Here is a 14,663-nt window from a genome sequence, read left to right as displayed (position 1 = left end):
AGGCCACGGCCGCCAACCAATCGGCACACCGCTGCAAGGGGCCCTTCGTCAGCCGCGGGCGGCCTTGCCGATCAGCGAGTCGTCGAGGTGGTCGAGCAGGTCGGCGGGGGTGTCGTAGACCTCGTCGGCCCCGGCCTCCTCCAGCTCGGCACGGGAGATGCCCCCGCAGGTGAGCGCGATGCAGGGCAGGCCGGCGTCCCGGGCCGCCCGCACGTCCCAGATCGTGTCCCCGACCGCCACGGTGCGGCGCGGGTCCAGGCCGTGGTCGGCGACGGCGGTCTGCAGCAGGTCCGGCGCCGGTTTGGCCGACTCGACGTCGGCCGACGTGGTCGCACCGTCGACGACGTCCTCGCCCCCGATCGCCGGCACCATCCACTCCAGGTCCGACTCCTCGCCGCTGGTCGCCAGGACGACGGCCAGGCCCCGCTCCCGGCACGCGGCGAGCAGTTCGTCCACGCGGGGGAAGGCGGCCACGAGCTCGCGCAGGGGCTCGTAGCGCCGGGTCTTGGCCTCCGAGACGTCGTCGGCGTCGTCGCCGAGCAGGTGGACGACGAGCTCCTCGCTGCCGATGCCGATCGACCGGTGGCAGTCGGCCATCGAGACCTCGTCGTGCCCGGTGTCGCGGAAGGCCTGCCACCAGGCGAGGACCTGCAGGTAGTTCGTGTCGAGCAGGGTGCCGTCGACGTCGAGGAGCACGCCGGGCCGCTTGTCCGGGGTCACCGCGCCATCCTCGCCCGGGCCGTGGACCCCCGCAGTGGATTGGCCGGCACCCCCGGCGGGAAGGGGGCTGCCATGAGCGTCGTGAAGATCAACGCGATCAGCGTCCCGCACCATGCGCACGAGCGCTTCGAGGAGCGATTCCGCGGGCGCGGCGGGGCCGTGGAGAAGACCCCCGGCTTCGAGTGGTTCGAGCTGCTGCGCCCGATCGAGGGCACCGACCAGTACCTCGTCTACACGCGGTGGGAGAGCGAGGAGGCCTACCGCTCCTGGGAGGGCAGCCAGGACTTCGCCCGGGCCCACCAGGGCGGGGGCGACGAGCTCGCCCCCGCGGCCAGCGACTCCCACCACCTGTGGTCCTACGAGGTGATCGAGAGCTCGGCGCCCGACCGGCCCTGACACCGCGCGGGTGGGCGGCGGCGGTCGGCTCCCGGCCGCCGCCGGGCCCGGCGCTACTGTGAGCGCAGGACCGGTCGTCCGCCGGTCCCGCTCCGAGCACGCGCAGGTGGGAGACATGACCGACACGCTCGCCGACAGCCGCACCACCACCCGGGTCTTCACCGAGGGCGTGCCGGTGACCGTGGAGGACGTGCCCCGCCGTCCGGCCGCCGAGCGCGAGGCGGTGCTGGCCGACCCCGGGTTCGGCCGCCACTTCACCGACTCGATGTTCCTGGCCCGCTACGAGGCCGGCCGTGGCTGGTACGACGCCCGGCTCACCGCCTACGCGCCGCTGCAGATGGACCCCGCCACCGCGGCCCTGCACTACGCGCAGTCGATCTTCGAGGGGCTCAAGGCCTACGCCCAGCCCGACGGCAGCGTCGCCACCTTCCGCCCCGAGGCCAACGCCGCACGCTTCGCGCGCAGTGCCCGCCGGCTGGCCATGCCGCCGGTGCCCGAGGAGGCCTTCATCAGCGCCGTCGACGCCCTCGTCGACGCCGACCGCGACTGGGTGCCCACCGGGCCCGACCAGACGCTCTACATCCGGCCCTACCAGCTGGCCACCGAGCCGTTCCTCGGCGTGCGCCCGGCCCACGAGTACCTGTTCCTCGTCATCGCCAGCCCCGCCGGCGCCTACTTCCCGCGCGGCGTGCACCCGGTGTCGGTGTACCTCTCCGAGGACTACATCCGCGCCGCGCCGGGCGGGACCGGCGACGTCAAGTGCGCCGGCAACTACGCCGCCAGCCTGCTGGCCCAGGAGCAGGCCATCGCCGCCGGCTGCGACCAGGTCGTGTGGCTCGACGCGGTCGAGAAGCGCCACGTCGAGGAGATGGGCGGGATGAACCTGTTCTTCGTCCTCGGCTCCGGCGACGACGCCGAGCTGGTCACCCCCGAGCTCACCGGCACCCTGCTGCCCGGCATCACCCGCGACTCGCTCATCGCCGTCGCCCGCGAGAAGGGCATGCGGGTCACCGAGCGCCGCTTCAGCGTCGACGAGTGGCGCTCGGGCGTCGCCGACGGCACGGTCACCGAGACCTTCGCCTGCGGCACGGCCGCCGTCATCACGCCGGTCGGCGAGGTCAAGGCCCGCACCGGCGACTTCACCGTCGGCGGCGGCGGCCCCGGCCCGGTGACGATGCAGCTGCGCGAGCACCTGCTCGACATCCAGCACGGCCGGGTGCCCGACACCTCCGGCTGGCTGCACCGGGTCGCCTGAGCGACCCGGGCAGCGGTCAGGAGAGCGGGCGCGTGCAGCGCTGGCGCGGGCTCGCGGCGACCCCGGCCGACCTCGGCCGGACCGTGGTCACCGTCGGCATGTACGACGGCGTCCACCGCGGGCACCAGCAGCTGATCGGTGCCGCCGTCGCCCGTGCCCGTGCGCTGGGGCGGCCCTGCGTGCTGGTCACCTTCGACCCGCACCCGACCGAGGTCGTCCGCCCCGGCTCGCACCCGGCGATCCTCACCTCCCTCGACCGCAAGGCCGAGCTGGTGGCCGGTCTCGGCGTCGACGGCATGTGCGTGCTGCCGTTCACCCCGGAGTTCAGCCGGCTGACCCCCGAGGAGTTCGCCCACGGCGTGCTGGTGGAGAACCTGCACGCCGCCGCGGTCGTCGTCGGCGAGAACTTCACCTACGGGCACAGGGCGGCCGGCACGGTGACCACGCTGACCCAGGAGGGGCGGCGGTTCGGCTTCGCCGTGGAGGGCGTGCCGCTGGCCGGGGACGCCTCGGCCGACGGCGAGGTCACCATCTCCTCGACCTACATCCGCGCCTGCGTCGCCGCCGGGGACATGGAGAGCGCGGCCCGCGCGCTGGGCCGGCCGCACCGCGTCGACGGCGTCGTCGTCCGCGGCGACCGGCGCGGCCGCGAGCTGGGGTACCCGACGGCCAACGTCGAGACCCCGCCCTTCACCGCCATCCCCGCCGACGGCGTCTACGCCGGCTCGCTGGTCACCCGCGACGTCTCCGGCGCCACCCTCGGCAGCGCACCGGCCGCCGTCTCGGTGGGCACCAACCCGACCTTCCAGGGCTCGCGGCGCACCGTCGAGGCCCACGTGCTCGACTTCTCCGGCGACCTCTACGGCGAGCACGTCGGCGTCGAGTTCGTGCAGCGCCTGCGGCCGATGACCTCCTTCGCCGGCATCGGCGAGCTCGTCGCCGCGATGGCCGACGACGTCGTCCGCACCCGCACCGTGCTGGGGATGCCGTCCGCCGGGTGATCACCGCGACGGGGCTCCCGGACGCACGCTGGTAGCCTCGGGGGAGTCGGGCCCTGCCCGACGTGTGTGCGACCTGCCCCCGTGACCCGGACCGGGGGCCACACGTGACCGGACCCCGGAGGCCCGCATATGGCGCTCGACAGCGCGACGAAGCAGCAGATCATGACCGACTACGCGACGGTCGAACGGGACACCGGCTCGCCCGAGGTCCAGGTCGCGATGCTCACCCGCCGGATCAGTGACCTGACCGAGCACCTCAAGCAGCACAAGCACGACCACCACAGCCGCCGGGGCCTGCTGCTCCTGGTCGGCCGTCGTCGCCGGCTGCTGAACTACTTGGCCAAGACCGACATCAACCGCTACCGGTCGCTGATCGAGCGGCTCGGCCTGCGCCGCTAGCACGTCGAGGGGACCGTCCCGCCGGGAGGGTCCCCTCTCTCGTGCGGCACCCGCCGCACGACCCCCGGCCACCCACGGCGCGCAGCGCACCGGTCCTCGGTGGTGGCTCCCGGGCAGGACCGGTCCCCGAGCGGGACACGGGTCCCGGGGGCTTCGATCGAAGACCGGTCGCCCCGGACGCCGTCGGCGCAGGGGGCGCCGAGGAGGACGCCGGCGCGAGTCCGCGCCGCAGAGGACGTCGCCGCATGCGACGAAGGAAGAGGACACCGTGTCCGCACCCACCACCCAGGGCAGCACCGCTGCCGAGTTCGACCCCGAGGACGGGGTCACCACCGCCACCGCGGTCATCGACAACGGCAGCCGCGGCAGCCGCAGCATCACCTTCGAGACCGGCCGCCTGGCCAAGCAGGCCGCCGGCTCGGTCGTCGTCAGCACCGGCGACACGATGCTGCTGTCGGCCACGACGGCCGGTCGCCAGCCCAAGGAGCACTTCGACTTCTTCCCGCTGACGGTCGACGTCGAGGAGCGCATGTACGCCGCCGGGCGCATCCCCGGCTCGTTCTTCCGCCGCGAGGGCCGGCCCTCGGAGGACGCGATCCTCACCTGCCGGCTCATCGACCGGCCGCTGCGCCCCACCTTCGCCAAGGGCCTGCGCAACGAGGTCCAGGTCGTCATCACCGTCCTGGCCCTCGACCCGGAGCACCTCTACGACGTGCTCGCGATCAACGGCGCGTCGGCCTCCACCCAGCTCTCGGGCCTGCCGTTCTCCGGCCCGGTCGGCGGCACCCGCGTGGCGCTGGTCGACGGTCAGTGGATCGGCTTCCCCACCCACGCCGAGCTCGAGGACGCCGTCTTCGACATGGTCGTGGCCGGCCGCCTCCTCCCGGACGGCGACGTCGCGATCATGATGGTCGAGGCCGAGGCCACCGAGAAGACGATCCAGCTGGTCGCCGGCGGCACGCCCGCCCCGACCGAGGAGGTCGTCGCCCAGGGCCTCGAGGCGGCCAAGCCGTTCATCAAGGCGCTGTGCGAGGCGCAGAGCGCGCTGGCCGACAAGGCCGCCAAGCCGGTCGCGGACTTCCCGCGCTTCCTCGACTACCAGGACGACGTCTACGCCGCCGTCGAGGCGCAGGTGGGCGACGAGCTCACCCGGGTGCAGGCCATCGCCGGCAAGCAGGAGCGCGAGGCCGCGACCGACGAGCTCAAGGAGCGGGTCAAGGCCGCGCTGGCCGGCCAGTTCGAGGGCCGCGAGAAGGAGGTGTCGGCCGCCTTCCGCGCCGTCACCAAGAAGGTCGTCCGGCAGCGCATCCTGCGCGACAAGGTCCGCATCGACGGCCGCGGCGTCACCGACATCCGGCCGCTGTCGGCCGAGGTCGAGGTCGTGCCGCGGGTGCACGGCTCGGCGCTGTTCGAGCGCGGCGAGACGCAGATCCTCGGCGTCACCACGCTGAACATGCTCCGCATGGAGCAGCAGCTCGACACGCTCTCGCCCGAGACGCGCAAGCGCTACATGCACAACTACAACTTCCCGCCGTACTCCACCGGCGAGACCGGCCGCGTGGGCTCGCCCAAGCGGCGCGAGATCGGTCACGGCGCGCTCGCCGAGCGGGCGCTGCTGCCGGTGCTGCCCGACCGCGAGGAGTTCCCCTACGCGATCCGGCAGGTGTCCGAGGCGCTGGGCTCCAACGGCTCGACGTCGATGGGCTCGGTCTGCGCCTCCACCCTGGCCCTGCTCAACGCCGGTGTGCCGCTCAAGGCCCCAGTCGCCGGCATCGCCATGGGCCTGGTCTCCGACGAGGTCGACGGCAAGACCGAGTACGTCGCGCTCACCGACATCCTCGGGGCCGAGGACGCCTTCGGTGACATGGACTTCAAGGTCGCCGGCACCAAGGACTTCGTCACGGCCCTGCAGCTGGACACCAAGCTCGACGGCATCCCGTCCGACGTGCTCGCCCAGGCGCTGACCCAGGCCCGCGCCGCCCGCCTGCACATCCTCGACGTGATGAACGAGGCCATCGACGGCCCCGACGAGATGAGCCCCTACGCCCCGCGGGTGACCACGGTGCGCATCCCGGTCGACAAGATCGGCGCGGTCATCGGCCCCAAGGGCCAGATGATCAACTCGATCCAGGACGAGACCGGCGCCGACATCACCATCGAGGACGACGGCACGATCTACGTCGGCGCCTCCGACGGCCCCTCGGCCCAGGCCGCGGTGGACCGGATCAACGCGATCGCCAACCCGCAGATGCCGAAGGTCGGCGAGCGCTTCCTCGGCACCGTCGTCAAGACGACGCCGTTCGGCGCCTTCGTCTCGCTGCTGCCGGGCAAGGACGGCCTGGTGCACATCAGCAAGCTCGGTGGCGGCAAGCGCATCGGCAAGGTCGAGGACGTCGTCAACGTCGGCGACAAGCTGCAGGTGGAGATCACCGACATCGACGCCCGCGGCAAGATCAGCCTGGTCCCGGTGGCCGCCGAGGGTGCCGGCGACGGCGACGGCGACGCCGCTACCCCGGCCGAGACCCCCGCACCCGCGGAGGCCTGACACGGCCGCCGACCCGATCACGACCGGGGCCGGGGTGGGAGCTGCGTCCGCGGACCTGGCCACCGCCCCGGCCCCGGTCGGTGTCCCCCGTGTCCTGGACGTCGACGAGGTCGGCGGCCGGGTGGAGCGCACGGTGCTGCCCGGCGGGCTGCGCGTGCTCACCGAGACGATGCCGGGCGTGCTCTCGGCCACGCTCGGCATCTGGGTGGGCGTCGGCTCGCGCGACGAGACCGACCGCGTCGCCGGTGCCTCGCACTTCCTCGAGCACCTGCTCTTCAAGGGCACCCGCAGCCGCAGCGCGCTGCAGATCGCGACGGCCATGGACGCCGTGGGCGGTGAGATGAACGCCTTCACCGCCAAGGAGCACACCTGCTACTACGCCAACGTGCTCGCCAGCGACCTGCCGCTGGCCGTCACGCTGCTCGGCGACCTGGTGACCGATGCGCTCAACACCGCCGAGGACCTGGAGTCCGAGCGGACGGTGGTGCTCGAGGAGATCGCCATGCGCGACGACGAGCCCGCCGACCTGGTGCACGACCTGTTCTCCGAGACGCTCTTCGGCGGGACGCCGCTGGGCCGGTCCGTACTCGGCACCGTGGACTCCATCGAGGGCCTGACCCGCGACGACGTCGACGGCTGGTACCGCTCCCGCTACGCCGTCCCCTCGATGGTGGTCACCGCCGCCGGCCGGGTGGACCACCAGCAGGTCGTCGACCTGGTGACGGCGGTCTTCAGGAACCGCCTGTCCGGGTCGGTCGAGCCGACGCCGCTGCGTCGCGGCGAGGACGTCTCCCTCGACCGGCCCGCGCGGCCGGCCGGGCTGGTGTCCCGGCGCACCGAGCAGACCCACCTGCTGCTCGGCAGCCTGGGCCTGAGCCGCTTCGACGAGCGGCGCTACGCCGCCGCGGTGCTCGAGACGGCGGTCGGCGGCGGGATGAGCTCGCGGCTGTTCCAGGAGATCCGGGAGAAGCGGGGGCTGGTCTACAGCGTCGGCTCGGCCCTGACCTCCTACGCCGGCACCGGGTCGTTCTCCGTCTACGCGGGGTGCGCCAAGAAGCGGGTGCCCGAGGTGCTGCGCCTCGTCCGCGAGGAGCTGACCCGGGTGGCCGCCGAGGGGCTCACCGCCGAGGAGGTCGGCCGTGGTCGCGGCCAGCTGCGCGGCGGGACCGTCCTCGGGCTGGAGGACACCGGCTCGCGGATGAGCCGGCTGGGCAAGAGCGAGCTGTCGCACGGGGAGTACGTGCCGGTGCGCGAGGCGCTCGACCGGATCGCCGCCGTCGACGAGGACCAGGTGCGCGACGTGGCCGCCGACCTGCTCGGGCGGGAGACCTGCCTGGCCGTCGTCGGCCCGTACCGCGAGTCCGACCTCGACCGGCTCTGACCCCGACCGGCTCCTGATCCGTCCGTCCCGGAGAGCGCTCGCATGACCGTCCGCCGTCCGCACCCGGCACTGCAGGTGCACGGGACGCTCTCGCGCGGCGCGTTGGCGGTGACGGTGCTCGTCTCCCTCGCCGTCCTGTTCGCGCCGGGCTCCGACGTGCCGTCGGCACCTCCCGGCGTGGACAAGGTGGTGCACCTGACCCTCTTCCTCGCGCTGGTCCTCGCCGGGCGCTGGGCGGGGGTCCGGCCGGCGCCGCTGGTCGTCCTCCTCCTCGCCTACGGCGCGGTGAGCGAGGTGGTCCAGGCGCTCGCGCCGCTGCAGCGGTCGGGGTCGGTCGTCGACTGGCTCGCCGACGCCGCCGGCGTCGTCCTCGGGGTGGCCGCCTGGGCCGTGGGGGAGCGGCGCTCCGCGCTGCGCTGAGACCCCGACCCGGGGCCGCCTTGCGCCGGGTCAGGCCGCCGGGAAGCCTGATCCGGTGACCACCAGCTCCCCCGCACCGCACCAGCAGGCACCGGGCGCAGAGGCGGCGGAACCGCCGCGGATCTCGGTCGGCGTCCTGGGCGCGCGGGGCCGGATGGGCACCGAGGTGGTGCGGGCGGTGAACGCCGCCGACGACCTGGAGCTGGTGGCGATGGTCGACGACGGCGACTGGCTGTTCAACGTCGCCGACGCCGGCGCCCAGGTGGTCGTGGACTTCACCCGCCCGGACGTCGTCATGGACAACATCCGCTTCTGCATCGACCAGGACATCCACTGCGTCGTCGGCACCACCGGTTTCGACGAGGACCGACTGGCCACGGTCGCGCAGTGGCTGGAGCCCAAGCCGGACGTCGGCGTCGTCATCGCGCCGAACTTCGGCATCGGCGCGGTGCTGCTCATGCGCTTCGCGCAGGAGGCGGCCCGCTTCTTCCCGTCGACCGAGATCGTGGAGCTGCACCACCCGAACAAGGTGGACGCCCCGTCGGGTACCGCCGTGCGCACCGCCACCCTGGTCGCGGCCTCCCGCCGCTCGGCCGGCCTCCCGCCGTCGCCGGACGCCACGATCGACGCGCTGCCCGGCGCCCGCGGTGCGGATGTCGACGGGGTGGCCGTCCACGCCGTCCGGCTCTCGGGACTGGTGGCGCACCAGGAGGTGCTCATGGGTGGACCGGGGGAGACCCTCACCCTCCGGCACGACTCGTTCGACCGTGCCTCCTTCATGCCGGGGGTGCTGCTGGCCGTCCGTGAGGTCGGCCGCCGGCCGGGCCTCACGGTGGGCATCGAGAGCTTCATGGGTCTCTGATCCCGACGGTCCGGTCCCCGCCGGACACCCCGTGCGCGCCCCCGCGGAGTGGTGTACTGTTCTCTTCGCGCCGGACGGGCCCGGGAGGGCCGCGGAGAGCACCCGAGCGGTGCGGAGCTCCACGAGCCGGCGTACAGTAGGACAAGCCGCTACCGAGGAAGCCCGTGAGGGTGGAGTTGGTGTGCGTCCGTTCCTTGAGAACTCAACAGCGTGCCGAAAGTCAGTGCCAAGTAACAATCCTCGTGCCGGGGTCCTTCGGGGTTCTGGTGGGGGTTTCTTTGAGGTTGTGTGTCCGAGATCTGTCAGGTCTCGGTTCTCGGCCTGGTGTCAAATCATCTACGGAGAGTTTGATCCTGGCTCAGGACGAACGCTGGCGGCGTGCTTAACACATGCAAGTCGAACGCTGATCCATCTTCGGGTGGTGATGAGTGGCGAACGGGTGAGTAACACGTGGGCAACCTGCCCCCGGCTCTGGGATAACTCCAAGAAATTGGGGCTAATACCGGATGTCCTCTGCTGGCCGCATGGTCTGGTGGTGGAAAGGGTTTCCGGCTGGGGATGGGCCCGCGGCCTATCAGCTTGTTGGTGGGGTAGTGGCCTACCAAGGCGACGACGGGTAGCCGGCCTGAGAGGGTGACCGGCCACACTGGGACTGAGACACGGCCCAGACTCCTACGGGAGGCAGCAGTGGGGAATATTGCGCAATGGGCGGAAGCCTGACGCAGCGACGCCGCGTGGGGGATGACGGCCTTCGGGTTGTAAACCTCTTTCAGCAGGGACGAAGCCGGAAGGTGACGGTACCTGCAGAAGAAGCACCGGCCAACTACGTGCCAGCAGCCGCGGTAATACGTAGGGTGCAAGCGTTGTCCGGAATTATTGGGCGTAAAGAGCTCGTAGGCGGTTCGTCGCGTCGGCTGTGAAAACCTGAGGCTCAACCTCAGGCCTGCAGTCGATACGGGCGGACTGGAGTTCGGCAGGGGAGACTGGAATTCCTGGTGTAGCGGTGAAATGCGCAGATATCAGGAGGAACACCGGTGGCGAAGGCGGGTCTCTGGGCCGATACTGACGCTGAGGAGCGAAAGCGTGGGGAGCGAACAGGATTAGATACCCTGGTAGTCCACGCCGTAAACGTTGGGCGCTAGGTGTGGGGGCCATTCCACGGTCTCCGTGCCGCAGCTAACGCATTAAGCGCCCCGCCTGGGGAGTACGGCCGCAAGGCTAAAACTCAAAGGAATTGACGGGGGCCCGCACAAGCGGCGGAGCATGTTGCTTAATTCGATGCAACGCGAAGAACCTTACCTAGGCTTGACATGCACGGAAATCTCGTAGAGATACGGGGTGCCTTTGGCGTCGTGCACAGGTGGTGCATGGTTGTCGTCAGCTCGTGTCGTGAGATGTTGGGTTAAGTCCCGCAACGAGCGCAACCCTCGTTCCATGTTGCCAGCACGTGATGGTGGGGACTCATGGGAGACTGCCGGGGTCAACTCGGAGGAAGGTGGGGATGACGTCAAATCATCATGCCCCTTATGTCTAGGGCTGCAAACATGCTACAATGGCCGGTACAAAGGGCTGCGATACCGCGAGGTGGAGCGAATCCCAAAAAGCCGGTCTCAGTTCGGATTGGGGTCTGCAACTCGACCCCATGAAGTTGGAGTCGCTAGTAATCGCAGATCAGCAACGCTGCGGTGAATACGTTCCCGGGCCTTGTACACACCGCCCGTCACGTCACGAAAGTCGGTAACGCCCGAAGCCGGTGGCCCAACCCCTCGTGGGAGGGAGCCGTCGAAGGCGGGATCGGCGATTGGGACGAAGTCGTAACAAGGTAGCCGTACCGGAAGGTGCGGCTGGATCACCTCCTTTCTAAGGAGCATCTCGCTCATCGGTTGTGCCGGTGGGTGCAGAGCCGCGCCCGGCCCGAGACGGGTCCTCGACTGTGGGGAACCGCGGGTGGTTGGGGTGGTGCTCGAGGGTGGAACGCTGACCAGTTCGGCCGGCAGCCGGTGGCTGCTCCTAGTACGGCGTCGTGCCCCCTGGCGGGGGGACGGGGTGAGGAACGGGGTGGGTGCGGGTGGGTCGGTCGTAGGCACGCTGTTGGGTCCTGAGGGAACGGGCCTCCCGTGGTCGTGTCCGGTGTGTGCCGGGTGCGGGCGGGGGGTGGTTGTCTCTGGTCCGGGGCCTTCCTGGTCTCACATCGCTCGTCTCGTTGGTCCGCCGGTGGGCGGGTCGGTGGGGTGGGGTCTGGTGGGGTCGTGCGGAAGGTGGCTGGTTGGTCGTTGAGAACTGCACAGTGGACGCGAGCATCTTTTGACCCGCGCGGGGGTTCCGGTTCGTCCGGAGTGTCCGTGCGGGGTCGAGTTTCTTGTAGGTGTCCCGCCCGCATGGTTCGCACCGGGTCTGGTCCTTTCGGGGATCGGGGTCCGGTGCGGGGATGTGGGTGGGTTTTTGTGTGGCCAAGATGTTGAGGGCACACGGTGGATGCCTGGGCACCAGGAGCCGATGAAGGACGTGGGAGGCTGCGATATGCCTCGGGGAGCTGCCAACCGAGCGTTGATCCGAGGGTGTCCGAATGGGGGAACCCCGCACCAGTCATGTGGTGTGACCCGCGCCTGAACACATAGGGCGTGTGGAGGGAACGTGGGGAAGTGAAACATCTCAGTACCCACAGGAAGAGAAAACAACCGTGATTCCGTGAGTAGTGGCGAGCGAAAGCGGATGAGGCTAAACCGATCGCATGTGATAGCCGGCAGGCGTTGTGTGGTCGGGGTCGTGGGACGATTCTGTCGGGGCTGCCGCCCGGGCGGGGAGTGAGAAAGCGTCAGTGTTAGGGGAAGGCCTCTGGAAGGGGTCGCCGCAGAGGGTGAGAGCCCCGTACCCGAAAACGCTGCGTCTCCCGAGTCGTATCCCAAGTAGCACCGAGCCCGTGGAATTCGGTGTGAATCTGGCGGGACCACCCGCTAAGCCTGAATACTCCCTGGTGACCGATAGCGGACGAGTACCGTGAGGGAAAGGTGAAAAGTACCCCGGGAGGGGAGTGAAATAGTACCTGAAACCGTGTGCCTACAAGCCGTGAGAGCCGTGAAGCGCGCACCTTGGGGTGTGCGGCGGTGATTGCGTGCCTTTTGAAGAATGAGCCTGCGAGTTAGTGGTACGTGGCGAGGTTAACCCGTGGGGGGTAGCCGTAGCGAAAGCGAGTCCGAACAGGGCGGTGGCACTTCGGTGTCGACAGTCGCGTGTCCTAGACCCGAAGCCGAGTGATCTACCCATGGCCAGGTTGAAGCGCGGGTAAGACCGCGTGGAGGACCGAACCCACCAGGGTTGAAAACCTGGGGGATGAGCTGTGGGTAGGGGTGAAAGGCCAATCAAACTCGGTGATAGCTGGTTCTCCCCGAAATGCATTTAGGTGCAGCGTCGCGTGTTTCTTGCCGGAGGTAGAGCACTGGATGGCCGATGGGCCCCACAAGGTTACTGACGTCAACCAAACTCCGAATGCCGGTAAGTGAGAGCGCGGCAGTGAGACTGCGGGCGATAAGGTTCGTAGTCGAGAGGGAAACAGCCCAGATCATCGGCTAAGGCCCCTAAGCGTGTGCTAAGTGGAAAAGGATGTGGGATCGCAGAGACAACCAGGAGGTTGGCTTAGAAGCAGCCATCCTTGAAAGAGTGCGTAATAGCTCACTGGTCAAGTGGTTCCGCGCCGACAATGTAGCGGGGCTCAAGCACACCGCCGAAGCCGTGGCACTCCGCCGTGCACCCGTCTTCTGTCTTCGGACCGGAGGCCAGGTGGTGGGGTGGGTAGGGGAGCGTCGTGTGGCGGGTGAAGCGGCGGAGGAATCCAGCCGTGGACGCCATGCGAGTGAGAATGCAGGCATGAGTAGCGAGAGGGGAGTGAGAACCTCCCCCGCCGGAAGACCAAGGGTTCCTGGGCCAGGCTAATCCGCCCAGGGTGAGTCGGGACCTAAGGCGAGGCCGACAGGCGTAGTCGATGGACAACGGGTTGATATTCCCGTACCCGCGAAGGAACGCCCATGCTCAGGCCAGCGATGCTGACCCACCGAAACCGCTCCACGCCTTCGGGTGTGGGGTGGGAGTAGCTGGGGACCCGGACTGGTAGTAGGCAAGCGATGGGGTGACGCAGGAAGGTAGTCGGGCCGGTGAGTGGTAGTACCGGTGCAAGGGTGTGGCCCGTGGCGTAGGTAAATCCGCGCCGCACGCAGGGTGAGGCCTGACGCATAGCCGAATGAGGCGAATCCGATGATCCTATGCTGCCGAGAAAAGCCTCTAGCGAGTTCCGAGCGGCCCGTACCCCAAACCAACTCAGGTGGTCAGGTAGAGAATACCGAGGCGATCGAGCGAACTGTGGTTAAGGAACTCGGCAAAATGCCCCCGTAACTTCGGGAGAAGGGGGGCCGGTGGGTGTGAACACTCTTGCAGTGGGCAGCACCGGCCGGCCGCAGAGACCAGTGAGAAGCGACTGTTTACTAAAAACACAGGTCCGTGCGAAGTCGTAAGACGATGTATACGGACTGACGCCTGCCCGGTGCTGGAACGTTAAGGGGACGGGTTAGTGCGCCCTTCGGGTGTGCGAAGCTCAGAACTCAAGCGCCAGTAAACGGCGGTGGTAACTATAACCATCCTAAGGTAGCGAAATTCCTTGTCGGGTAAGTTCCGACCTGCACGAATGGCGTAACGACTTCTCAGCTGTCTCAACCACAGGCTCGGCGAAATTGCACTACGAGTAAAGATGCTCGTTACGCGCGGCAGGACGGAAAGACCCCGGGACCTTCACTACAGCTTGATATTGGTGTTCGGTTCGGCTTGTGTAGGATAGGTGGGAGACCGTGAAGCGGGCACGCCAGTGTTCGTGGAGTCGCCGTTGAAATACCACTCTGGTCGAATTGGATGTCTAACCTCGGTCCGTGATCCGGATCAGGAACAGTGTCAGGTGGGTAGTTTAACTGGGGCGGTTGCCTCCCAAAATGTAACGGAGGCGCCCAAAGGTTCCCTCAGCCTGGTTGGCAATCAGGTGTCGAGTGCAAGTGCACAAGGGAGCTTGACTGTGAGACCGACGGGTCGAGCAGGAGCGAAAGCTGGGACTAGTGACCCGGCACCGGCAGGTGGAAGCGGTGTCGCTCAACGGATAAAAGGTACCCCGGGGATAACAGGCTGATCTTCCCCAAGAGTCCATATCGACGGGATGGTTTGGCACCTCGATGTCGGCTCGTCGCATCCTGGGGCTGGAGTAGGTCCCAAGGGTTGGGCTGTTCGCCCATTAAAGCGGTACGCGAGCTGGGTTTAGAACGTCGTGAGACAGTTCGGTCCCTATCCGCCGTGCGCGTAAGAGACTTGAGAAGAGCTGTCCCTAGTACGAGAGGACCGGGACGGACGAACCTCTGGTGTGCCAGTTGTACCGCCAGGTGCACTGCTGGTTGGCTACGTTCGGCAGGGATAACCGCTGAAAGCATCTAAGCGGGAAGCTCGCTTCGAGATGAGGTCTCTCACCCAGTCAATGGGGTAAGGCCCCCGCCCAGACCAGCGGGTTGATAGGCCGGAAGTGGAAGCACCGCGAGGTGTGGAGCTGACCGGTACTAACAGGCCGAGGGCTTGACCACACACTCCACCCCTCAAGCAGACTCATCGAGGGTGTCTCGCGTCCACTGTGCGGTTCTGAACGCACCCAACCACCCCCC

9 protein-coding genes and 2 rRNA genes are annotated in these 14,663 nt (G+C 68.7%); 10 read left to right on the top strand and 1 reads right to left on the bottom strand.

Annotated features, from left to right (window positions below):
• Nucleotides 1-48: 48 nt before the first annotated feature.
• Nucleotides 49-720: an HAD family hydrolase gene (locus tag JOD57_RS06365; RefSeq protein WP_307824508.1), complete on the bottom strand. Its 672-nt coding sequence runs from the start codon at nucleotides 718-720 to the stop codon at nucleotides 49-51.
• 72 nt (nucleotides 721-792) lie between these two features.
• Between JOD57_RS06365 and JOD57_RS26160 the strand changes: the two genes are divergently transcribed.
• The 10 genes from JOD57_RS26160 (at nucleotide 793) to JOD57_RS06315 (ending at nucleotide 14,585) form a co-directional block, all read left to right on the top strand.
• Nucleotides 793-1,116, top strand: a complete 324-nt coding sequence (locus JOD57_RS26160) for an antibiotic biosynthesis monooxygenase family protein (protein WP_204691116.1) — start codon at nucleotides 793-795, stop codon at nucleotides 1,114-1,116.
• A 115-nt stretch (nucleotides 1,117-1,231) separates the two neighbouring features.
• Entirely contained in the window at nucleotides 1,232-2,371 is a 1,140-nt protein-coding gene (locus JOD57_RS06355; protein WP_204691115.1) for a branched-chain amino acid aminotransferase, read from the top strand.
• A gap of 32 nt (nucleotides 2,372-2,403) precedes the next feature.
• Nucleotides 2,404-3,372: a bifunctional riboflavin kinase/FAD synthetase gene (locus JOD57_RS06350; RefSeq protein ID WP_204691114.1), complete on the top strand. Its 969-nt coding sequence runs from the start codon at nucleotides 2,404-2,406 to the stop codon at nucleotides 3,370-3,372.
• A gap of 129 nt (nucleotides 3,373-3,501) precedes the next feature.
• Nucleotides 3,502-3,771, top strand: a complete 270-nt coding sequence (gene rpsO, locus JOD57_RS06345; protein ID WP_091382653.1) for a 30S ribosomal protein S15 — start codon at nucleotides 3,502-3,504, stop codon at nucleotides 3,769-3,771.
• A gap of 268 nt (nucleotides 3,772-4,039) precedes the next feature.
• The gene (locus JOD57_RS06340) at nucleotides 4,040-6,316 is read left to right on the top strand and encodes a polyribonucleotide nucleotidyltransferase (RefSeq protein WP_204691113.1); all 2,277 of its coding nucleotides are present in this window, start codon (nucleotides 4,040-4,042) and stop codon (nucleotides 6,314-6,316) included.
• 34 nt (nucleotides 6,317-6,350) lie between these two features.
• Nucleotides 6,351-7,697: a M16 family metallopeptidase gene (locus tag JOD57_RS06335; RefSeq protein ID WP_307824507.1), complete on the top strand. Its 1,347-nt coding sequence runs from the start codon at nucleotides 6,351-6,353 to the stop codon at nucleotides 7,695-7,697.
• A gap of 42 nt (nucleotides 7,698-7,739) precedes the next feature.
• Nucleotides 7,740-8,117: a VanZ family protein gene (locus tag JOD57_RS06330; protein ID WP_204691112.1), complete on the top strand. Its 378-nt coding sequence runs from the start codon at nucleotides 7,740-7,742 to the stop codon at nucleotides 8,115-8,117.
• A gap of 55 nt (nucleotides 8,118-8,172) precedes the next feature.
• Entirely contained in the window at nucleotides 8,173-8,979 is an 807-nt protein-coding gene (gene dapB, locus JOD57_RS06325) for a 4-hydroxy-tetrahydrodipicolinate reductase (RefSeq protein ID WP_204691111.1), read from the top strand.
• A gap of 335 nt (nucleotides 8,980-9,314) precedes the next feature.
• Nucleotides 9,315-10,839 (top strand): 16S ribosomal RNA (locus JOD57_RS06320).
• A 588-nt stretch (nucleotides 10,840-11,427) separates the two neighbouring features.
• Nucleotides 11,428-14,585, top strand: a 23S ribosomal RNA gene (locus tag JOD57_RS06315).
• The 16S and 23S rRNA genes sit together here, the layout of an rRNA operon.
• The last annotated feature ends 78 nt before the right edge of the window (nucleotides 14,586-14,663 follow it).

The sequence above is a fragment of the Geodermatophilus bullaregiensis genome, from assembly GCF_016907675.1.
GTDB classification, from domain to species: domain Bacteria; phylum Actinomycetota; class Actinomycetes; order Mycobacteriales; family Geodermatophilaceae; genus Geodermatophilus; species Geodermatophilus bullaregiensis.
This window is presented reverse-complemented; position numbering and strand designations above follow the sequence as displayed.